At 42.5% G+C, this 18,100-nt stretch carries 14 protein-coding genes; 8 read left to right on the forward strand and 6 right to left on the reverse strand.

Annotation, left to right across the window (positions count from 1 at the left end):
* Positions 1-367: 367 nt before the first annotated feature.
* On the reverse strand, positions 368-2,152 hold the full coding sequence (locus FXV91_RS00755; RefSeq protein ID WP_229387362.1) for a disaggregatase related repeat-containing protein: 1,785 nt from the start codon (positions 2,150-2,152) through the stop codon (positions 368-370).
* A 2,580-nt stretch (positions 2,153-4,732) separates the two neighbouring features.
* On the opposite strand from FXV91_RS00755, the gene FXV91_RS00760 reads away from it, so the two are divergent.
* Entirely contained in the window at positions 4,733-5,638 is a 906-nt protein-coding gene (locus FXV91_RS00760) for a polysaccharide deacetylase family protein (protein WP_229387364.1), read from the forward strand.
* 634 nt (positions 5,639-6,272) lie between these two features.
* A complete protein-coding gene (locus FXV91_RS00765) occupies positions 6,273-8,039 on the forward strand; it encodes a hypothetical protein (protein ID WP_229387365.1) in 1,767 nt (588 codons plus the stop codon).
* A gap of 574 nt (positions 8,040-8,613) precedes the next feature.
* On the opposite strand, the gene FXV91_RS00770 is transcribed toward FXV91_RS00765, so the two are convergent.
* Entirely contained in the window at positions 8,614-9,153 is a 540-nt protein-coding gene (locus FXV91_RS00770) for a metal-dependent hydrolase (protein ID WP_229387367.1), read from the reverse strand.
* Between the two features lie 104 nt (positions 9,154-9,257).
* Positions 9,258-9,962: a (5-formylfuran-3-yl)methyl phosphate synthase gene (locus FXV91_RS00775; RefSeq protein ID WP_229387369.1), complete on the reverse strand. Its 705-nt coding sequence runs from the start codon at positions 9,960-9,962 to the stop codon at positions 9,258-9,260.
* Between the two features lie 113 nt (positions 9,963-10,075).
* Here FXV91_RS00775 and FXV91_RS00780 point away from each other — a divergent pair, with 113 nt between their 5' ends.
* On the forward strand, positions 10,076-10,813 hold the full coding sequence (locus FXV91_RS00780; protein WP_229387371.1) for a HisA/HisF-related TIM barrel protein: 738 nt from the start codon (positions 10,076-10,078) through the stop codon (positions 10,811-10,813).
* Between the two features lie 157 nt (positions 10,814-10,970).
* Positions 10,971-11,258 (forward strand): hypothetical protein, encoded by a 288-nt coding sequence (locus FXV91_RS00785; RefSeq protein WP_229387373.1) that lies wholly within the window; start codon positions 10,971-10,973, stop codon positions 11,256-11,258.
* Between the two features lie 204 nt (positions 11,259-11,462).
* Here the strand turns inward: FXV91_RS00785 and tmk are convergent, their stop codons facing one another.
* Positions 11,463-12,080, reverse strand: a complete 618-nt coding sequence (gene tmk / locus FXV91_RS00790; RefSeq protein WP_229387375.1) for a dTMP kinase — start codon at positions 12,078-12,080, stop codon at positions 11,463-11,465.
* A gap of 157 nt (positions 12,081-12,237) precedes the next feature.
* On the opposite strand from tmk, the gene FXV91_RS00795 reads away from it, so the two are divergent.
* Positions 12,238-12,900 carry a DUF166 domain-containing protein gene (locus tag FXV91_RS00795; RefSeq protein WP_229387377.1) on the forward strand — a complete coding sequence of 221 codons (663 nt, stop codon included), beginning with the start codon at positions 12,238-12,240 and terminating at the stop codon, positions 12,898-12,900.
* Positions 12,901-13,017: 117 nt separating this feature from the next.
* Positions 13,018-13,404, forward strand: coding sequence for a DUF2111 domain-containing protein (locus FXV91_RS00800; RefSeq protein WP_229388551.1), 387 nt, complete (start codon positions 13,018-13,020; stop codon positions 13,402-13,404).
* A 173-nt stretch (positions 13,405-13,577) separates the two neighbouring features.
* Here FXV91_RS00800 and FXV91_RS00805 read toward each other — a convergent pair whose 3' ends face one another.
* Complete coding sequence (locus tag FXV91_RS00805) at positions 13,578-14,408, reverse strand: F420-dependent methylenetetrahydromethanopterin dehydrogenase (RefSeq protein WP_229388553.1); 831 nt, start codon at positions 14,406-14,408, stop codon at positions 13,578-13,580.
* A gap of 404 nt (positions 14,409-14,812) precedes the next feature.
* On the opposite strand from FXV91_RS00805, the gene serB reads away from it, so the two are divergent.
* Together serB and FXV91_RS00815 are read left to right on the forward strand one after the other, a co-directional pair.
* Positions 14,813-15,520, forward strand: coding sequence for a phosphoserine phosphatase SerB (gene serB, locus FXV91_RS00810; protein WP_322225167.1), 708 nt, complete (start codon positions 14,813-14,815; stop codon positions 15,518-15,520).
* Between the two features lie 40 nt (positions 15,521-15,560).
* On the forward strand, positions 15,561-16,418 hold the full coding sequence (locus FXV91_RS00815; protein ID WP_229387382.1) for a coiled-coil protein: 858 nt from the start codon (positions 15,561-15,563) through the stop codon (positions 16,416-16,418).
* A 441-nt stretch (positions 16,419-16,859) separates the two neighbouring features.
* Here the strand turns inward: FXV91_RS00815 and FXV91_RS00820 are convergent, their stop codons facing one another.
* Positions 16,860-17,999 (reverse strand): radical SAM protein, encoded by a 1,140-nt coding sequence (locus FXV91_RS00820; protein WP_229387384.1) that lies wholly within the window; start codon positions 17,997-17,999, stop codon positions 16,860-16,862.
* Positions 18,000-18,100: the final 101 nt, after the last annotated feature.

Below are 18,100 nucleotides of genomic sequence, written 5' to 3' on the forward strand. Positions count from 1 at the left end.
AAACTCAGTTTTACTTCAAAACTTAGTTCTACTTCACAGGATTTCTCATAATACGAAGAATAGGCAGCGATCTTTTAATGCACAGATCTCACAATGGCTGCTGTTCTCAAGACGCACAGCTTTACCTCAGACAGGTTATGCAGGATATGAGCTCGGCGACAAACGGTTAGTAACTACTCCATAATGTTATATTGTTTAAGCAAGAGGAAAACAAAAGAAAAGCAAAAATCTATTTTCGCAGGGTTTAGCTGAAAAATTCTTTCTTTTAAAAAAATAAGATGGAAGAACTCAAAGGCCTGGGTTACGGAGTTTTTCTATTATCCCCGTATTTTCAGCTTCTCAGAGCCTCTTCCTGAAGTTAAAGCTGTTAAGCTACAGCTTTCTCTTCTATATTCAGCATTGGACGCTGATTTTCATCTTCTACTTCGCTGCTGTAGAATGCTACGTAATCCGCATTTTCTGTACGTGTTTTAATCAGGAAGCCTGTGTTTTCGTACTCGCCGCTGACGTACTCTTTTACGAGATCGGTTACATTCAGCTCATAGTACCTGTTGTCCGGTATATCGCTTCCTTTGAGGGTTATCGTGGCGTATGGTGCATCTCCCTGAGAGGCATTATTCATGTCGAACCAGTCTCCTCCGGGCTGTGTCCATAGCACGCCATCATCCCTGCTGTTCCAGGTAACATTTTCCGGGTTCCAGGCTGCAGCGGGCCTGTATATCTCTATAACTGCATCTTCGGGTCTTTCTCGTCCATCAGGATAGTACCAGTATAGAGATAGAGTTGCACTGCTAATATTTTCAGCATCGCTGTATTCACTTAGATTAAATAAAAGCAGGTCTCTATACTTTCCTATTCCAGGTCTGCCTCCTATGTCGATATATGCTTTTTCTTGGTAGACCGTATCAGGAGAGACCTCTCTGAGGCGATTGTCTATGACAATGTCTGTTGTATTCTCTTCTGTCAATAATATGTTATCAGTTCCAACTACCTGTTCAGGAACAGTCTCTGTTACAGCAGTTTCATTAACTGTTGATGTTACAGCAGTTTCATTAACTGTTGTCTGATTATTGGTCGTTGCAACTTCGTCTTCTTCTGTCTCTGCAACAGGGGTTTCATTAACTGCCGTCTGGGTATCTGTTCCAGATATCGGATCTACAGTTGTTGTTTCCTGTGCGACTGAAGCACTGCCAAGAGAGCCATATCCATACCCTTTCGCTACCCAGTTTTCAACACTGTGATCAGATGGTCCCAGTGTGTTTGAGCCTGAGCCTACCTCAACGTAAGGGGATACGTTCCACATAACGTTATCACGAACACTGATTGACCCTTTTGCATTCCAGTTACCAATGCCTGCACTGCTGCTTGATCCTTTGTAATCATGCATAATGTTGTGATGGACATCCACGTTTGTCAGTGTATTTTCCAGCTCAACACAGCACCAGCCAGAGCCTGCGCTGCCTGTGAAGGTGTTATGGTCAACCTCAATATTTGCACAGTTGTCCACCCTGACACCTGTGTTGGTCTGAACCTCAACATAACAGTTGTACATTCTGGAATCCTTGGTGCCGGATAAGAATGATACGCCGTCATGTCCTACGGACTTCATTCTACAGTTATATACTTCTATTCCAGAACTTTTACTGATTCTGACACCATCACTATACAGATAACGGGTGAATAATATGTCATGTACTTTACTATTAGTCACAGACGCGAATTTTATGCAGTTTCGATAGTCTCCGTGACCTCCGTCGCTGGGGCTGGTTGCTGAACTTTTGAATTGAAGATGGCTCACTTCAACATTGGAAACGCCTGACCCGTATATATACGCGGGTGAGCTCGCGGAGTTACAAACTGAGCCCTTAGCAAAGATTATTGTATCATCGCCTGAGCCTTTCAGTACTACATTAGATTTCAAAATTATAGGTGCACTTATCTCATAAGTGCCAGCAGTAAGGACAACAACTCCCGGGTTACTTGCTGTTGCTCCTGATGCTGCAGAATTTATTGCATTATTAATTGCAGTCTGGGCACCTGACCCAGATGTCGGATTTACAGTTATCGTATTCTGTGCGCCTAACGCAGCGGGTACGGTTGTTAAAATAAGGCATGTTACCAGGAGTAGGGTTCCTAGTTGTCTTCTTAGCATCGTATCACCTTTGGGTTGGATTTGGAATATAAGTACACTCAAAAAACTTTATCGAGTTAGAGTGTATTTTTTTCCCAAAGCACATACGGCCGTTAAACTAAGATATGTTGTCAGGAATAGGGTTTCCTGCTTCATTTTTAGCATCGTATCACCTTTGGGTTGGGTTTAAAATTTGGGTAAACTCAAAAAACTATAGAATAGTTGTATATCTCTCCAACAGTTGATACGTCTGTTAAATTAAGACATGTTGTCAGGAATAGGGTTCCTGGATTCTTTTTTAGCATCGTATCGCCTCTGGATTGAATTTAGAATTTGAGTAAACTCAAAAATCCTGGATAATCTATACTCTTTCCCAGATATTTCTCAAAATTCCATATTACGTACTCGTAATGTTTTTCCGAACTATCTAATTAGACCGAGTTATACCAAATATCTAATTATGTCGGGTCTATACGGTAATTCAAAAATTCTAATTACGTCTTCGTAATATTTTTGAACCTATCCAATTCGGTTCTCTGCGTTTTGTGGGGCGGACACGGTGCAGAGGATTTTCCACACTCCATTCTCACGTTATAAGTGGCTAGCTTTTAGGAGGTGGTCGGACATGAAAAGTCTGGCTCCAGATTTTTATTCAAAATCCGTTATAATTGCAGAATGTTTTTCCTTCTAATCAACATTTTCTGTTCTTATCAGCCATGGCTTTTAGCCCGGTTAACTCATCTGCGAAACTTTTGTTTACTTATATAATGCTGAGTTAACTCTGAAGTTTATGTGATCCTATTATAAATATTTTTGGTATTTTTCTCAAATATTTTTAGCAAGTCATCTGAACACTTTATATTCTTGTATGCACCTTTCAATAGAAAAAAGTTGTTTTTTAGAGGCAAAGTTACACTAATTTTCAGAATTGAATCTGTAAAATCGAGGAATACTAAGGTCTCTATCTCCTGCTTTTCTGAAACTTCCCTAATTTAGGGGTACTTTGCCAGCCCTCCTCCCAGAATGTATGAATCGTGTACAAAAAATTTACTCTGTTATTTTTATGCTATTTATTCGCCAGCAGGATTTTGGGTAAATTTTCCGTAGTCTTCACTTTTCCTGTGGAACATTCGAAGTGATGCTAACAACTTCACTTTCCGGGCTGGATTTATGAAATTACTGATTCTTTTCCAGCCTGGTATCAGGAGGCTTCAACACCATCATTTATTTTTTATTAATTCACCATCGTTTATTTTTTATTAATTGTATCTTCTTTACAATGTACTCACGATCCACGTGTGCAGGTAAAAGCTCCTGGTGAGAAACTCTGCAATAGCTCTTTATATCTAAGGACGTGTTAACTGGGATAAATAAGCTTGACAGTCTATTCTATTTTCTCCCCTTTCTGTTCTATACTTACAATACAGTTCGCCTTTTTCTCACCAAATTGACTTTTCTGCTACTCCAATCAATTATAATTCTTAAAAATCAAATAAATATAATATTGATGCTGATATAAACAGCTTCAGTAACTGACAATATCTTCCTTAAATTTTACAGATTCATATTAACAATATTAATTCTCTGTTCTGTGGTGCCTGCACTCCGAAAGTCAATTACAGAAGGTATGGTTCGTACAATATTACTTTTTCTCTCTATGTCAATACAACTAACCTTCAGGAGTCTGGAAGGTATTCTTTTTAAAGTCTTCCTTTTCTCAAAAAGGCCAAATTCTGTTCAATAAACTGGAAATCTGGAAAGTGATTCAGTTTCTCCAATTGGTTTACAATTCAAAAGTTGCTACAGGTTTTAGCAGTTCCAATAGGAGTTCTTATTTCTACATCAGGTGGTCTCTATACTAAACCAGTTTGAAGCCCATATCCGGAGTGATGGGCTTTTTGAGCCTTACTGGTAGGAAAAATAAAACTATAGTGGTTATTCAGGCAAATCATCTGGTGTCTTTCCCTCTTATTCTAAAACAAAGTTTAAAAACATTCAGTTTATGAAATGATTTTATTTACTGCCTCAAATCATGAGTAAACAGTTTTTTTCTCGAGCACTTTTTTTCATGAAACCAGCGCAAAAAGCTGGTTTCTTAAAAATTCTGCTAAAATATTTTTTCTTACAGCTCTATGCCTGCGGAAAGACACTATGCCTGCGAAAATTTCAGTAAAAAAGCTTCTGTAAAGGTATCTTCAAAAGAAAGGGTCTCGATATACTCTTTCGAGAACTACAAACTTCTATTTTCTCCAGACATAAAATCAAATTAATGAACTAAGTTATTTCCTGCAGTATCCATATACGTCAACTAGTGCCATGCCGGACTATATATGATAGCAATGTGATATTTATACTTATCTTCTTGATAAAATTTATTTATTTTGTTTTCGCCGTTACAATCCTCTTTCTTTAATTCAGTTCATCTTAATCCTTTTCTTTCTTATGAAATGTCGAAAAATCTTTTATACTCTTACGGTGTTCCTTTAAGTGGGGAGGCTTTCTAAGCCAGTGGGGACACATATTTGCTAAATTCCCATTCTTAGTGAAACTTCCAGTCTAGTTTCACAACATATGAAAATACAGCTCGTAGTGAGGAATTTCATGAACGGTAGTCTTTCGGTTACGGTAGATCTTGAGGATTGGTATCATATTCCTTCCGTCTGCAGTTCTCCGTTTTCAGTTTACAGGAATGTAGATGAATTTTTCAAGAACTGGAACGGCAGGTATGATTTCTTGAGTGAACCTACAAAAAGGGTGCTGGATATTCTTGATGAGTTCAATGTAAATGCTACTTTCTTTGTAGTTGCAGATACCATTGAACACTATCCGGGACTGGTAGAGTCAATTGTAGATAGGGGGCATGAGCTTGCTTGCCATGGGCTGAATCACGCCTGTAAGATCGACCCTGAAACTAAAAAGCAGTTAATGAGTGTGGAGGATTTCGAGCAAAGGACTTTGGCTGCAAAAAAAATGCTCGAAAAAATCAGCGGAGAAAAGCTGGTAGGCTACAGGGCACCAAACGCGCTGGTAAGCGGATGGATGATTGATTCACTCGAAAAGCTTGGATTTAAGTATGATTCATCTGTTTCAGTAAATTCTTTTTACAACAAAACTGATTCAGCCCTCAGTACTGTTTCGTCTTTCCCTTATTATCCTGCGGAAAACGAACTTGAATCAGGCAGTGATAGGAACTTTATTGAGTTTCCATGGGCTTATTGTCAGCATGGATTAAAATTCCCTGCATCAGGCGGTCCTATGCTTCGATTCCTGGGTTCATCATTTATACTGGACGGACTTACGCAGAGCCTTAAAAGAGGGCACACTATTTTCTATTTTCATCCACTGGATATCTCCTGTACCAGATTTCCATCTCTTGGAAATAGAAGGCCTTTTTACTGGTGCATAAAAGGGAGACTTGTTGAACAGAGGATCCGACATATCCTGAACAAACTCAGTGAGGTTGATAAAATCTGCTTGAGGGATTATTCGGGAGTGTCATGCGTCTAAAGGAATCTTCCTATCATTCAGAGCAGAGAAGGTAAGGGCTCTGCCATTTCTGCGCCTGAACATATCCAGACATTGAGTACTTCAGTCATACAAAGGTATAGTCAGAAAGCCCAGAGGCGTCAGAGTTTGTAAGGAAACCGAACTCCTCCCTCTCAATATCTAATTTTCTTACAACTGGTTGCTGGACTATGAGCAATATTTTCTCTTCCTTTTTTCAAATATCTGTTTTTGTATTCTTTTCCTTCTTTATGGGCTAATTTTAATGCGTCGACTATATATTTTAGAAATGCCGGAAATATCATAAACATCTGTGATTCTCTCTCTGGAAGTCCGAAAGCCTTTAATTCTTGAGAATTTTTAATTTATGAGAACATTAATCAGCTTGAGGGCGGTATATCAGTCTGCATATCAGGCACAACAATTAATTATTTGTTTAGCAATTGCATACACGAAATATAAGAAGGAGCAAAATAAAAGAAAATCTTACATATAAGGAAATTTTGAGAACTGAAATTCCCCTGCCTCAGGCTGCCCTTGAAAGCAGATTTTAAAGGAATAGTAGAGGTGCTGTTTCAGGGGAATCCCAAAGGTACGGGAACTGGACTCTGTAACTTTCCGGAGGATGGGGGACACATTGTCTAAACTCAACAATAAAATCTTAAATCTAATAACATCGGTTTCTCTGCTACTACTTGTTTACAGTCTCTTTATTCTCAGGGAAATCCAGCCTGAAGGATACACAGTTAGTATCTATGAGCAGCTTCCATTCCATTTTTTCCTGATTCTGCTCTTCTGTTACCTTTCCGCCTGCTTTCTGATTCTTGCATTTAGAAAGATTGGTGCAGTCTTCACATTGATACTTGTTCATATTATCGTACTGATAATCCCCTATATGCTTGGTTACGCTTCAGTAGGCAGGGGAGCCGGATTCTCATACCCGGTTCTGGCAGAAAGTACAGGGGTTTTCGGTTCTTCAGGTCTTTCTACCTTTTCAGATCTCTCTCCCACCGGCCCTCTACTGGTCTCAGCTCTGTCTCTGGTCTCAGGAATGAAAGTACAGGCACTGTCTTACTTTTTACCGGTCTTCTTTTCTTTAATATTCATTGCCGGTATGTTTCTGTTCTACCGGGGCTTTATGAGCAGGGAAAAACTGGTCTCGGTAACTTTTCTCTCCTCGGTAATTCCATATTTCGGACATTTCCAGGTATCAACGGTCCCCTTTTATCTCACTTTCTGCCTGGTTCCTCTCTATCTCCTTTTGCTGTGGAATGCAATTACCGACAAAAACAGGAAATCGATACTTGTTTGTTTGCTCTTTATGGTACCTTTGCTTCCATTAGCCCATCCCTTTATCTTTACTTACCTCGTATGTTTTGCTCTGCTGCTCGCTTTTTCAGGTAAAGCCATGCAGTCAGGCTTCCTTAAAAAAATCTTAAGTCTTAAAAGCCTTGCTCGAGATCCTCTTTCCAGCTCTTCAGGAAGAATGGTTCCTCTATTTATCTTTCTATCATTTGTTTCAGTCGGCTTCTTACTCTATATAATGTACGCCTCAGGGTTTTTTGATGTTTTTCTCCCGGCTCTTGTGTGGCGTATTGAAGCCTTTAGAGCTGCAGGCTTTGCTACAATTCCAAGCATGGAGCCCGGAATTTTCGAGTTTATACACCTTTTTAACCTTTACTACGGCAAGTATTATATCCCGTTAATTTTTGTTATAATTAATACCGTAATCGTTTGGCAGAATCGCAAACGCTTTTGTCACCACTTTGTCCGCAGGTACCCCCGTTTTTTATTCCTGTATATAATCTCGTTCTTCCTGGAACTGGGCTTTCTCTTAAATCCCTTCATACCTTACCCGCCGGATAGGTTTGCAAACTTAAGCTTCATTATCTTTGCCCAGATCCCGCTTCTCGGGTACTCTCTCTACATTGTTCTTCTCAGGAAGGGATACACGACTGGTCTTGGCGCTGCAATCCTTGTGCTGGCTCTTCTATGGACTTTAGGATTTTTCAGCTGTTTCAGCTCCCCGTATACTGGCGGAATTTCGGAAGCTGTTACGCAAAATGAAGTGGAAGGCATGCAGTGGCTGATAGAGTCAAAAGCAGCATACCCGTATGTTATATCTCCTGGAGAAAAAGAGAGCTATGCCTTCTCAGAAACTTCTACCGGGCCCGGATCAGCCTCTGCAGTTGATCCTCAGGATGCAAAATCTTTGAACAATCAAACAATCGTGCCCTCCTACCCTGTTGTGACAACTTTTTCAGAGGCTCTGAACCTGGAAAAATCAGGGTCCTATGATATAGGATCTTCTTCAGCCGGCAACATTTCCGAAACTCCGGATAATAAATCTCTGTACAAAATTTATGACTCTCTTAATATCAAAATCTACAATCATCCTTCCTGAGTCTTCCGAGTCTCCCAAATCTCTCGAATTGTGCCTCGCCCGAGTTTCGCTTCCCGAGTTTCGCTTCCCGAGTTTCGCTTCGGGAGCACGAGGTCCTTTTCGCTGCGCTCAAGAGGACTAAGTATAAGTGTAGCAATAAGCTGAGCTCAGAAGGACTTAGTTATGGGTTATAGCGGTGAGCTGCGCTCAAGAGAGGCAATTTAAAGGTTATAGTGGTGAATTTCGTTCAAGCGGATTGAACGTAAACATTTCTAACGCATACAAACGCTACTCGCTGTTTTAAGTCGTTTGGCAAGCTGGAATAGGCGCTTATATTTTAATGTGGATTGAAATGTGCCTCCCGGGTCGGAGAAATATTTCTCGGATTATGGACGCATTTTTTTATTTACAGCATTCAGTTTCTCAACACCAGCTTGAACTTACCTGTCATTTTTTCTTGCGTGGCAGAGATAGCTTCAATCTGCAGGGCGCAGAAGAGAAAAACAACAGATTCCAGCCTTTCGTTCTGGAATATACTAACCGATTAATCAGGGATTGCTTTTTTATTATTACTGCTCTTTTGCTTTCTCTTTCATTACTTGAGAATTACATTTTTTCCTTCTAATTTTGACCTGATATAGCTGCCCGCAAACAGGAGAATAATTCCCAGCCCTATTATTTCCGGGATAAACACGCTCGAGGAGGCTGGGTTGTATGAGTTGGTCAGGATTCTCATGAAGTACTCAATAAATCCTCCCAAAAATGTATCTCTTGGAAACTCCCATCCCAGAAGCGGCCAGAGAAAGGCTCTGGGTGAATTCCACATCTGGTCCTCAAGCAGGTGACAGAATGACGCGCCTGCAACAATAAGGGGTATTGTCCAGCCCTTTCGGTAGAAGGTGTAACCTGCAAGCAGCCCCAGCAGGATTGCGAATAGAAGGGTATGAGCAAAGATTCGCCCGCTTCCTATAGTTTCAGCAAGAATTATCCTGCCCAGAGGTTTGTCTATAAAATCCGGAAGGAGCGCTCCAAAAGCTATCCATTTGAAGTCTACCGGAATATTCTTTTCCGGAAATAAACGGTTCAGGAAATAGAAAATTCCCAGAGTTATGCCTATATGCCCGAAAATAAACATCAGATTAAAAAAGTGGGTGGCGTATAATTATTTTTTGGCCGGCTTGCCTGAAAGACATGCCAGCACAAGTTACAGTGTCTTGTATTAATTGTGTATAGAACCTTTCAGATCTGGCACTCAGCTACGAGCTTTTCTACAAGTTCCTGCCTGATTGCAGTCCTTCGGTCTCCGCCGCAGACCATACCCCGGACACCAATTATGTCAGGCCCTATTCTTTCGAGTACAGGGAGGTCCTCAAATTTCAGGGATCCTGCAATTGCATTTTCAAGCCCGTGCTCATGAGCAAGGTCAGTAAACTCTTTCAGTTCCTCTTCATCCATGAATTCGAAGGTAGATTTCCCGTCTTTGATACCGGTATCTACCATAACCACATCTACCCCGGCTTCTGCGGCAACTGCGGGGAGTAATATGGGAGAAATCGAATTGATGCGTTTGTAGTCCGAATATCCTGAGGCAACAACCTTTTTTGATGGGTCATAGTCTTTTACAGCCTGCGTAATCTTAGTAAGCAGTTCAAGAGCCTGTGCTTCGGTCTGGATATCGTAAAGACCTACTTTTATGTAATCTGCTCCTGCGACCGCTGCTCCAAGAGCTGCAAGTGCGGCAGTCCCAGGTTTGTAATTGAAGTCTCCTATCGTTGCGCTTATCGGCTGCCTGCCGTTTACAACCGCTTTAACGTCCCTGATTACCCAGGGGAAATTGGCTCCAAGGGAACCTTCTTTTGGGTTTTTGACATCCACAATGTCCGCGCCGCCTATAGAAGCGATGATCGCCTCCTCTCTGTTGATTGGACTTACAAGCAGTTTCATATAAAGCCTCTAGTTAAGCATGAAGTTAAATCTTTTGCAATGTATATTGTTCCTTTTATACAATCAGCCTTATTTTATATTTTTTTATAGGATGATGCAATTATCGAATAAGTATGTTCCGAGTAGTCTTTGTAATGGATATATTTAACCGTAACGTGGTTCTTGCAAAAGGTGGAGTAAGGGAGAACTACCGTCCGGTTTCGGATTCGAGTGCTGTGTGCCGGACATCAGCTCCCATGGAAATAGTTGAATTTTTACGCCCTAGAGAAATCTACATTGCTGACCTGAATGCACTGCAGGGCAAAGGTCCTCTTGATATTAACGCGGAAATCATCCGGGAAGTGAGTCTAAAGGCAGATACGATGCTTGATTTCGGTGTCTCTTTTCTGAAAGATGTGGATAAAGCACTTTCTATTGCAGGAACTGCAATTATAGGCACGGAGACCGGCAAGCTTGCAGTAATAAAGGATGCAGCTTCCAGAAATCCTGGACGTATCAGTGTCAGTATTGATGTCAAATATGGAAAGATCCTAAAACAGGACCCTGAGATCCCGGAAGACCCTTTTGAAGTTGTAAAGCTTCTTAATGAACTTCCCTTAAAGGATCTGATTTTTCTCGATCTTGACAGGGTCGGCACAGCTTCTGGTTTTGACCCGGAATTTCTGCGCAAACTGACTGAGGTCTCAGTACACGATGTATTGCTTGCAGGAGGGGTTCGGGGTATGGAGGACCTTTTTGCTCTTGACAGGCTCGGTATAAAGGGCGCTCTGGTAGCAACTGCAGTCCACTCTGGTTCGGTCCGTCCTGAAGTGATGACCCTGGGGCTTGGAAATACGAAGAATGCCGATTAATGAATCCACAGGAGGGCTTCATGATCTGCCTTATGCCTCTGGTATATAAGGCATCAAGTATCTTTATAATCCAATTAGCATATTTATATCCAGATTCTCGGATTTCACCATAACATCAGATTTCAACACAAAAATAAAGAGTTTACGAGGTTACAGCATGGCAACAAGAAAGGTAACTGAGGAAAGCATTGAGGAGCCAGTAGAGGAACGCACCGAAGAAAGCACCGAAGAAAGCAGCGGAGGAGACGGGTACGTAGAGATCAAGATGGGGGGCGGCTGGTACATGACCATCTCCCTGGCCCACAGTGACCGGTTTGAAAAGGAATATGTCGAACTCGCAAAAGAGCGTGGAGGCATGAAAAAGTCCAGGTTCAATCTCAACCCTTCACACGTCCGGATGCTTGGGGAAGCCCTGATCAAATTTGCGGATGATAATAAGCTCTAACCGGACTTTCATTTTCTTTTTTTATTTTTTTATATTCTTCATATTTATATAAGGTTAGTTTTTGAGTTTAGCAGCTGGGATTAATCTACAGGCTAACTTCCTGCCTTACCCTTTCATTTTCTAAAATTTAATTTTCATACCCTATCAATATCCCATGTCAATATCTCATATCAATATCTCATATCAATCTCATCAATATTTCATTCAATCCTCTTGAACAAACTCGAGAATTTTTTGCACAACTGTTTTTTCCACATACTCCGGGGAACAGGATGCGTCAACTATCACAAAGCGCTCCGGCTCCTTTGCGGCAAGGCTAAGGAAAATTTCTCTGACTCCCCTTAAAAATTCTATCTTTTCAAATTTGGTCTGCTCTCCCCGCTTCCCACAGCGCTCAACCGCGATTTCAGGCTCAATGTCGAAAAGAAAAGTAAGGTCCGGAACAACGGTCCAGCCCCTGTGCAGGCTCTTTACCCATTCGAGCGGGTTTTCAAGACGGTTTTTAAGGGTTATTCCCTGGTAAGCATAGCGGCTGTCAGAATAACGGTCAGAGATTACGGTTTTCCCGTTTTCAAGTGCAGGTTTCACAAGCTTTGCCAGATGCTCGGCATGGTCAGCTGTAAAAAGAAAAAGTTCGGCAAGCTGGTCTGTATCAGACTGGATCGTTTTTTCGACAGCATTTCCAGTAAGGGTGCCTCTTGTCGGTTCCCTGGTAAAAACCGGTTCAAAAACGCTAATTTTATGGTTTTCCTGAATTTTTTTTGCAACCGTACTCTTGCCTGAACCATCAATACCCTCAAGTGTGATCAGTTTGCCTCTCATAAGGACCGCCTTTAAATTTTTTCTTTACAGGTTTTCATTCAAATGCACTATCTATATTTATAGCCTCTAGAGAGTGCCGGACAGCTGGCAGGTCAGGGCAGTAGTTCCGGATAAAATAAGCATCTATTTATGTAAATATTAAAAATACCTTAAAGTAATGACCGTAATAGGAGTTATCACAAGGGGCAAGTACGGGCATCGCCTTGTTGAAACTGTAAAGGAACACAGTGATTTCTCAGTTGTAACTGCCGACCTGCCTGAGTTCGTGCCTATATTCATTGAGGAACCGGATGAGTTTCTGGAAAGCCTGAATTTCGATGGGCGCGTCTTTTCTGCCGACATTGTGGTTAGTTATTCCCTGCATCCTGACCTGACCTCAGCAATTGCAAAGCTTGCCGCAAAAGCCGGAGTGCGCTCTTTGATTATTCCAGGGGGCCCTTCCAGGGCATCGGTTACCGAACTTAAAAAGATTTCCGAAGCTTCCGGAATGGATGTAGAGGTGGATGAGACTTGCTGCACCCTCGAACCCAACTCTTTCAACCGTCCCTTTGCTGAGATTTTCGGATCTCCTGTTCTGAAAGTTAAGACCGAGAACGGAAAAATAGCTAAAGTTGAGGTCATAAAAGGTGCCCCTTGCGGGAGTACATGGTATATGGCAAAGGAAATTGTCGGAGTCCCTGTAGAGGATGCCCCTCCAAAAGCCGGATTGTTGGTCCAGCACTATCCCTGCCGGGCTGCAAGGGGCGACATGGGGGGGATTCATGAGTCTGGAGAACTGCACAAGCAGGCGCTCATAAAAGCGCTTGAGAATGAGGAGTGATTATATATTCTTTGAAAAAATATAATCTAAATAAGGCAGAAAAAGGGGTCAGTTTTTTGTTCATGAGACTCCTGTTTTTGTTGTACCGGTTGCCAAGTACTTTCTGGGGGTGAAAACATTATTTCCCTAACTATATCCGAAGACTCAGGCCCTGAAGATCTTGAGCCAATAGCAGTTGCGATACACTCTCTTATGGGACTCCCTACCACCATTAGAAGCCTTAAAAGAAGAGGACTTCGCCTGGAAAAGGGAAAAGTCCTTGACAGGGATTATACAGGACCTGTACTCGAAGAGGTATTGAAGACCAGCAAAATTGCCCATGAAGTTCCCGCAGAAGGCATGTATCGTGGAAAACATGTGGTAGTCGCGCCTATCTGTTCAAAGGATGGAAAGGTTGTTGCGGCTGTCGGGATTGTGGATCTTCTGGCTACTATTGATCTTCCATCCGTCTTTCAGGAATATACCTCTGTACTGGAAGAAGTAGAAGAAGATGCAAAAAAATGAAGCAGAGCAGGGCTACAAATACAACTTTATAAAAAAAGGAAAAACTAATTTCTTTTTATTGGAGGATTTTGTCCCTACCTCTTTTCAAGGCTTAAGAGGGACATTTTTCTAACTCCTCCAGTACTTAATGAAATCCAGGGTCTGAGTTTAAAACCGGAAAAAATTTTCCGGCGTTACTCTGGCTTTTCGTATAACCTGACCTTTTTCAACAGGGCTCCGCTCTTTGCGTGAGGCTGCCTGAAGACTGTGTCATTGGATTTTTCAATTTCTCTTGCCTGAGTTGCGAGTTGTGCTGCGGCTCCCATTATCTCGTGCCCGGCTGCGGCTGTGAGGCATACCTGGTCGATTTCCTTTAACATAAAGCAAGCAGGGAAGTTAACCTGTGCAACTTTCTCAGCCATGTGGAGGGCAGCAAGAGCCTTTGCCTTTGCATAAGGGTTTGCAAAGCCTGCATGTTCAACACATTTCTCAGGTTTTGCGAAGATATGCGGGAGTTCCAGATCCTTTCCTGACCTTCCGGACGCGACCTGTTCTGTTACTTTGTCGAGTTCTTCCTGGATAAGCCTTACAACACCACAGACGGAAAGTACTTTCATAGCGTCGGAATTGAAGGCCGACATCTCGACCGGGTCAAGGAATTCCCTTTTTGCTCCGATAAGGGGATCTACCGGAAGGATAATGTATCCGAAACCATCCTGCTCAAAAGCCTCACGTGCTTCCTTTTTTGTAGGGCCGTCTGAAACTACGATGCAAGGTACGTCCTTCCATATTTCACGGGCTGCGGTAGGGCCTGGAGCTGCTGCATTCGGACTGATAATTACCACGAAGTCAGCATTCCACTGCTTGAAGCTTTCAGTATCCGCAGCATCGGCAGGGCCCATTTTGGCACCAGTGCCGAATACTCTTACAGTAATTCCCTCTCGCGCTGCAATTTCATCCTGGATTAAATTAATAACCTGGCTCATTCCCAGGTTGCCCATTTTTATAAAGCCTATGTTGACCATTTTTCTCAAAATCCTGTGTTGACCTTTTTCTTCAATAGTGGAATTCCTAAAGGGTTTATAATCCTTTTGGCAATCTTCATCCCTTATCACCCTTATTTTATATATATCTGTCCTATTTATAATCATTATTCGGTATGTTTCATTGCTCCTCCGAAAAGCTTAAAAGGGATGTGATTTATTTCACTCAAAAACGTTGACATCAATGCTGTTGTTTTGTGGTTTTGTTTTCGCGAAACCCGCATTATAATTTGAAGAACTTTATCCGTTGGTGGGCTTTTAATGTCAGGGCGCATATATTATGTCAGGCTGCGGGGGTACCCCTAAACGGTACTCTGGGCAGTGTGCCCTTTTTCGGGAAATTGTCCCGCTATATCTATAGATATTCAGGTCCAGGTTTTGATTGAGTGAACTGTCCTATACATAATTCTACTGAAAACAAACTCATTGTTTTTGATATGGATAGCACCCTTATAGACGCTGAGACCATCGATGAGCTCGCCAGGGCTGCAGGTGTTGTAAGCAAAGTAGAGGAGATTACGAAGAGAGCGATGTATGGAGACCTCGATTTCGAGCAAGCGCTTGCAGAAAGGGTCAGACTTCTTAAGGGGCTTCCCCTTGAAACTGCCCTTGATGCTGTAAATCAGATCAATCTTATGCCGGGAGCAGCCGAACTTGTCCTGCATGTTAAAAATAGGGGTTATAAGACTGCGATGATTTCCGGTGGATTTACAATAGCTGCCGAGAGGGTAGGTAAAGAGCTTGGTATTGATTTCGTTGTCTCCAACGAACTGCTTGTGGAAGACGGCTGCCTCACGGGCGAAGTTGTCGGTCCTGTCACACAAAGCGATTCCAAAGCAAAGGTGTTCGAGGAACTGGCCAGGCTCTATAATGTCAGGCCCGAGCAGTGTGTGGTTGTCGGGGACGGCGCAAACGATGCCTGTATTTTTGAGATAGCAGGTTTTGCCATAGCTTTCAATCCAAAGCCCATCCTTAGGGAATATGCGGACGTGGTCATAACAATCAAAGACCTTAGAGCCGTGATCCCTGTTCTTGAGTCTCTTTCTTATCAATTTTGTAATCAGGCACAGCATGTCGACATCGAACACTACTAAAATGCCAGCTTTTTTGCTGGACCGGGAGGCACAATAAGAGATGCTAAAGGAATTGCAGAAAAAAAGATCAGATTTGAAGGACATTTCTGAAGAATCCAAGGAAAAAAGGAATACTTTAAACGCTGAGGCCAGCGCTCTTGCCGCAAAGCGCAATGACCTGAACAAGAAGACAAAAGACCTTATCAACGAAGCCCAGGAACTGAAAGTTCTCAGGGACGAGATCAACGAAAAGGTCAGCGAATATAAGAACAAGCGCGATGATACCAACGCCAGAGCAAACGACCTGTTTGCAAAGGCAGATTCCATCAGGAAGCAGAATAACCTTGGCGGGCCCTCAATCAAAGCCTTAAGGAAAGATATCGATCGCCTTGAATTCACCCAGCAGACTGAAGTCCTGAGCACCACCAAGGAAAGAGAACTCGTTGGTAAGATTACACAACTTCAGAAACAATACCAGGTTAAAAAAGTCCAGCTCGAAGGCAACCTCGAACTGAAAACTATCCTCGATGAAGCCCAGCTAATCAGAGACGAGGCTTCGGAGTTCCACAACGAGCTTGCCGAGTATGCCAGGCAGGCCCAGGAATACCACGAGAAAATGATTACCGCCTTCAAGGAAGCTGACAGAACCAGGGCAGAGTCGGATATTGCACACCGCGAATTTGTAAAAGCCCAGGAAGCAGCTGACGAGCAGCACAAGGTTTTCATCAACGCCCAGAAAGAAATCAGGGATCTTGACAAAGAAATCTTCAAGCTTAAGAAGAAAGACAAAGACGGAAAGTCCCGTGTTGTCAAGTCCGAACTCCAGAAGGATGCCAAATCCATCTTCGAGAAGTTCAAGGGCGGAGCAAAGCTTACTACCGAAGACCTGATGACCCTTCAGCGGTCTGGTTTAGTCTAATCAATCTCATAGAATAGATTTTACATCGCTGGAATTTTTAATTTCCATTGCAAGTGAAGGCAACTTCGCCTTTACCTGCACTCCTTTTTCTGTTACCATCTCAGTTTCCCATTATCAGCTCAGTACCGGAACCTGCGGTCTGTTCGCTGTTGGCTGTTTACTGCCTTTTATATTCCCTGCTTACGCTATCCAATCGAGTTTTTTGTTTTCAAGCTGTGTTTGTTTCGGACCTTGTGCTGGTAGTTTGCTTTCGCTTTTTTGCCATCCTCTTCTGCATGGTTAATATTTGACTGTCTGTATTCCAGGCGTGGCTGATGCTTTTCCTTTTATTTGATGTATATTGAGGTTCAAGCCGCATAAGGCACGTGAAAAAAAGAGCTGGAAATTCCTTTTACAGCTATCGGAATAACCCATAAATATTTTCTTCAAAAAGTCCGGAGCTCACTCCAGAAGCTTCAGATATTTTTCTCTGAATTCGGGGTCTCTCATAAGGCAGCATTTTGCGTTATATGCAGGTTCGCCCCTGATTTTTTTCCAGATATCTTTTATCTTGTCCCTATGGACATTTCCATAGGGGATAGGGATGCAGGCGCAGGGGAGGATATTTCCTTCAGGCGTGATGTGCAGCCATTTCCTGCCTGCCATGCAGCCTGTGGTCTTCATAACCTGTGGAATTGGAAAAACTCTGGGACCTTCTTTTTCCCTTACCCGGGATACAAAATTGTCAAATTTCCTGAGGTCTTTCGGGGTCATTATCTCGGATGCGTGGTCCATCCATCTGCCTGTCGGCACTATTTCGTAGAAAGAGAGTTCATGGGCTCCGAGATCTGCTGCAAGGGTGTAGAGTTCATCAAGTTCATTGACATTGTCCCTTGAAAGCACAACATATATATTTACAAGCAACCCGGCTGCAAGTCCGTTCCTAACCGCCTCAACCGCGCTTTTGAATACTCCTTTCCTGCCCCTTACATAATCATGCTTTTCCTCATATGCGCTGTCAAAACTGACTGTAAGCGAGTACAGCCCTGCAGCTTTAAGGCTCCTTGCGCGTTCTTCTGTCAGTCCGACTCCCGAAGTGAACATACCGGCAATGGCTTTTTCAGGGTCAACGTAGTTTATCAAAGCTTCCAGACCAGGATAGGTCAACGGTTCTCCACCATCAAAAATTACAAAAGTTGTGCCCATTTCGAGCACCTGGTCGATTGTATCTTTAATGATTTCGGGTGAAAGCTTTGCCCTGTTTTTTGTATCCGGAAGGGCGCAATGGATGCAGTTGTTGGGGCAATCCTCGGTAACTGAGATTGTTACCTGGTCAGGCATATTTTTTCCGAAAATTGACGATAGCTGGCTCTTCACAAGCCGGTCAAAGCTCGGACTCGGAATAGGAGGCATCCAGGTGGAATAGATCAGGCGGTCAGCTTCTACATTTGCAGGCTTTTCGCCGTCAAAGATTGAGATGTTTGCCGTAAGGATTTTTTTCATGAGTGGAGATGCTACCCCATCGGTTTTCATCTTCAAGCACCCATTTTCAATTTCGGCATAGACCCTGAAAAGGGGATTTTTATAAAACTCGTACTGCATATTTTCCCTGCATTGGCTTCTGGTGATTTTTTCCTTTCTGTGTTTTCCGTTCTATTTTTCCGGTTTCGTTTTTTCCGTTTCTTCAGTTCAATCTTTTCCAG

The organism is Methanosarcina sp. DH2 (assembly GCF_020804225.1).
Taxonomy (GTDB): Archaea; Halobacteriota; Methanosarcinia; order Methanosarcinales; family Methanosarcinaceae; genus Methanosarcina.

Bases quoted from the DNA above. Each gene is read 5' to 3' on its own strand.
- FXV91_RS00820 (WP_229387384.1), bottom strand. From the start codon at position 17,999: ATGCAGTACGAGTTTTATAAAAATCCCCTTTTCAGGGTCTATGCCGAA.
- FXV91_RS00815 (WP_229387382.1), top strand. From the start codon at position 15,561: ATGCTAAAGGAATTGCAGAAAAAAAGATCAGATTTGAAGGACATTTCT.
- FXV91_RS00775 (WP_229387369.1), bottom strand. From the start codon at position 9,962: ATGAAACTGCTTGTAAGTCCAATCAACAGAGAGGAGGCGATCATCGCT.
- FXV91_RS00795 (WP_229387377.1), top strand. From the start codon at position 12,238: ATGACCGTAATAGGAGTTATCACAAGGGGCAAGTACGGGCATCGCCTT.
- tmk (WP_229387375.1), bottom strand. From the start codon at position 12,080: ATGAGAGGCAAACTGATCACACTTGAGGGTATTGATGGTTCAGGCAAG.
- FXV91_RS00805 (WP_229388553.1), bottom strand. From the start codon at position 14,408: ATGGTCAACATAGGCTTTATAAAAATGGGCAACCTGGGAATGAGCCAG.
- FXV91_RS00755 (WP_229387362.1), bottom strand. From the start codon at position 2,152: ATGCTAAGAAGACAACTAGGAACCCTACTCCTGGTAACATGCCTTATT.
- FXV91_RS00785 (WP_229387373.1), top strand. From the start codon at position 10,971: ATGGCAACAAGAAAGGTAACTGAGGAAAGCATTGAGGAGCCAGTAGAG.
- FXV91_RS00780 (WP_229387371.1), top strand. From the start codon at position 10,076: ATGTTCCGAGTAGTCTTTGTAATGGATATATTTAACCGTAACGTGGTT.
- FXV91_RS00760 (WP_229387364.1), top strand. From the start codon at position 4,733: ATGAACGGTAGTCTTTCGGTTACGGTAGATCTTGAGGATTGGTATCAT.
- FXV91_RS00770 (WP_229387367.1), bottom strand. From the start codon at position 9,153: ATGTTTATTTTCGGGCATATAGGCATAACTCTGGGAATTTTCTATTTC.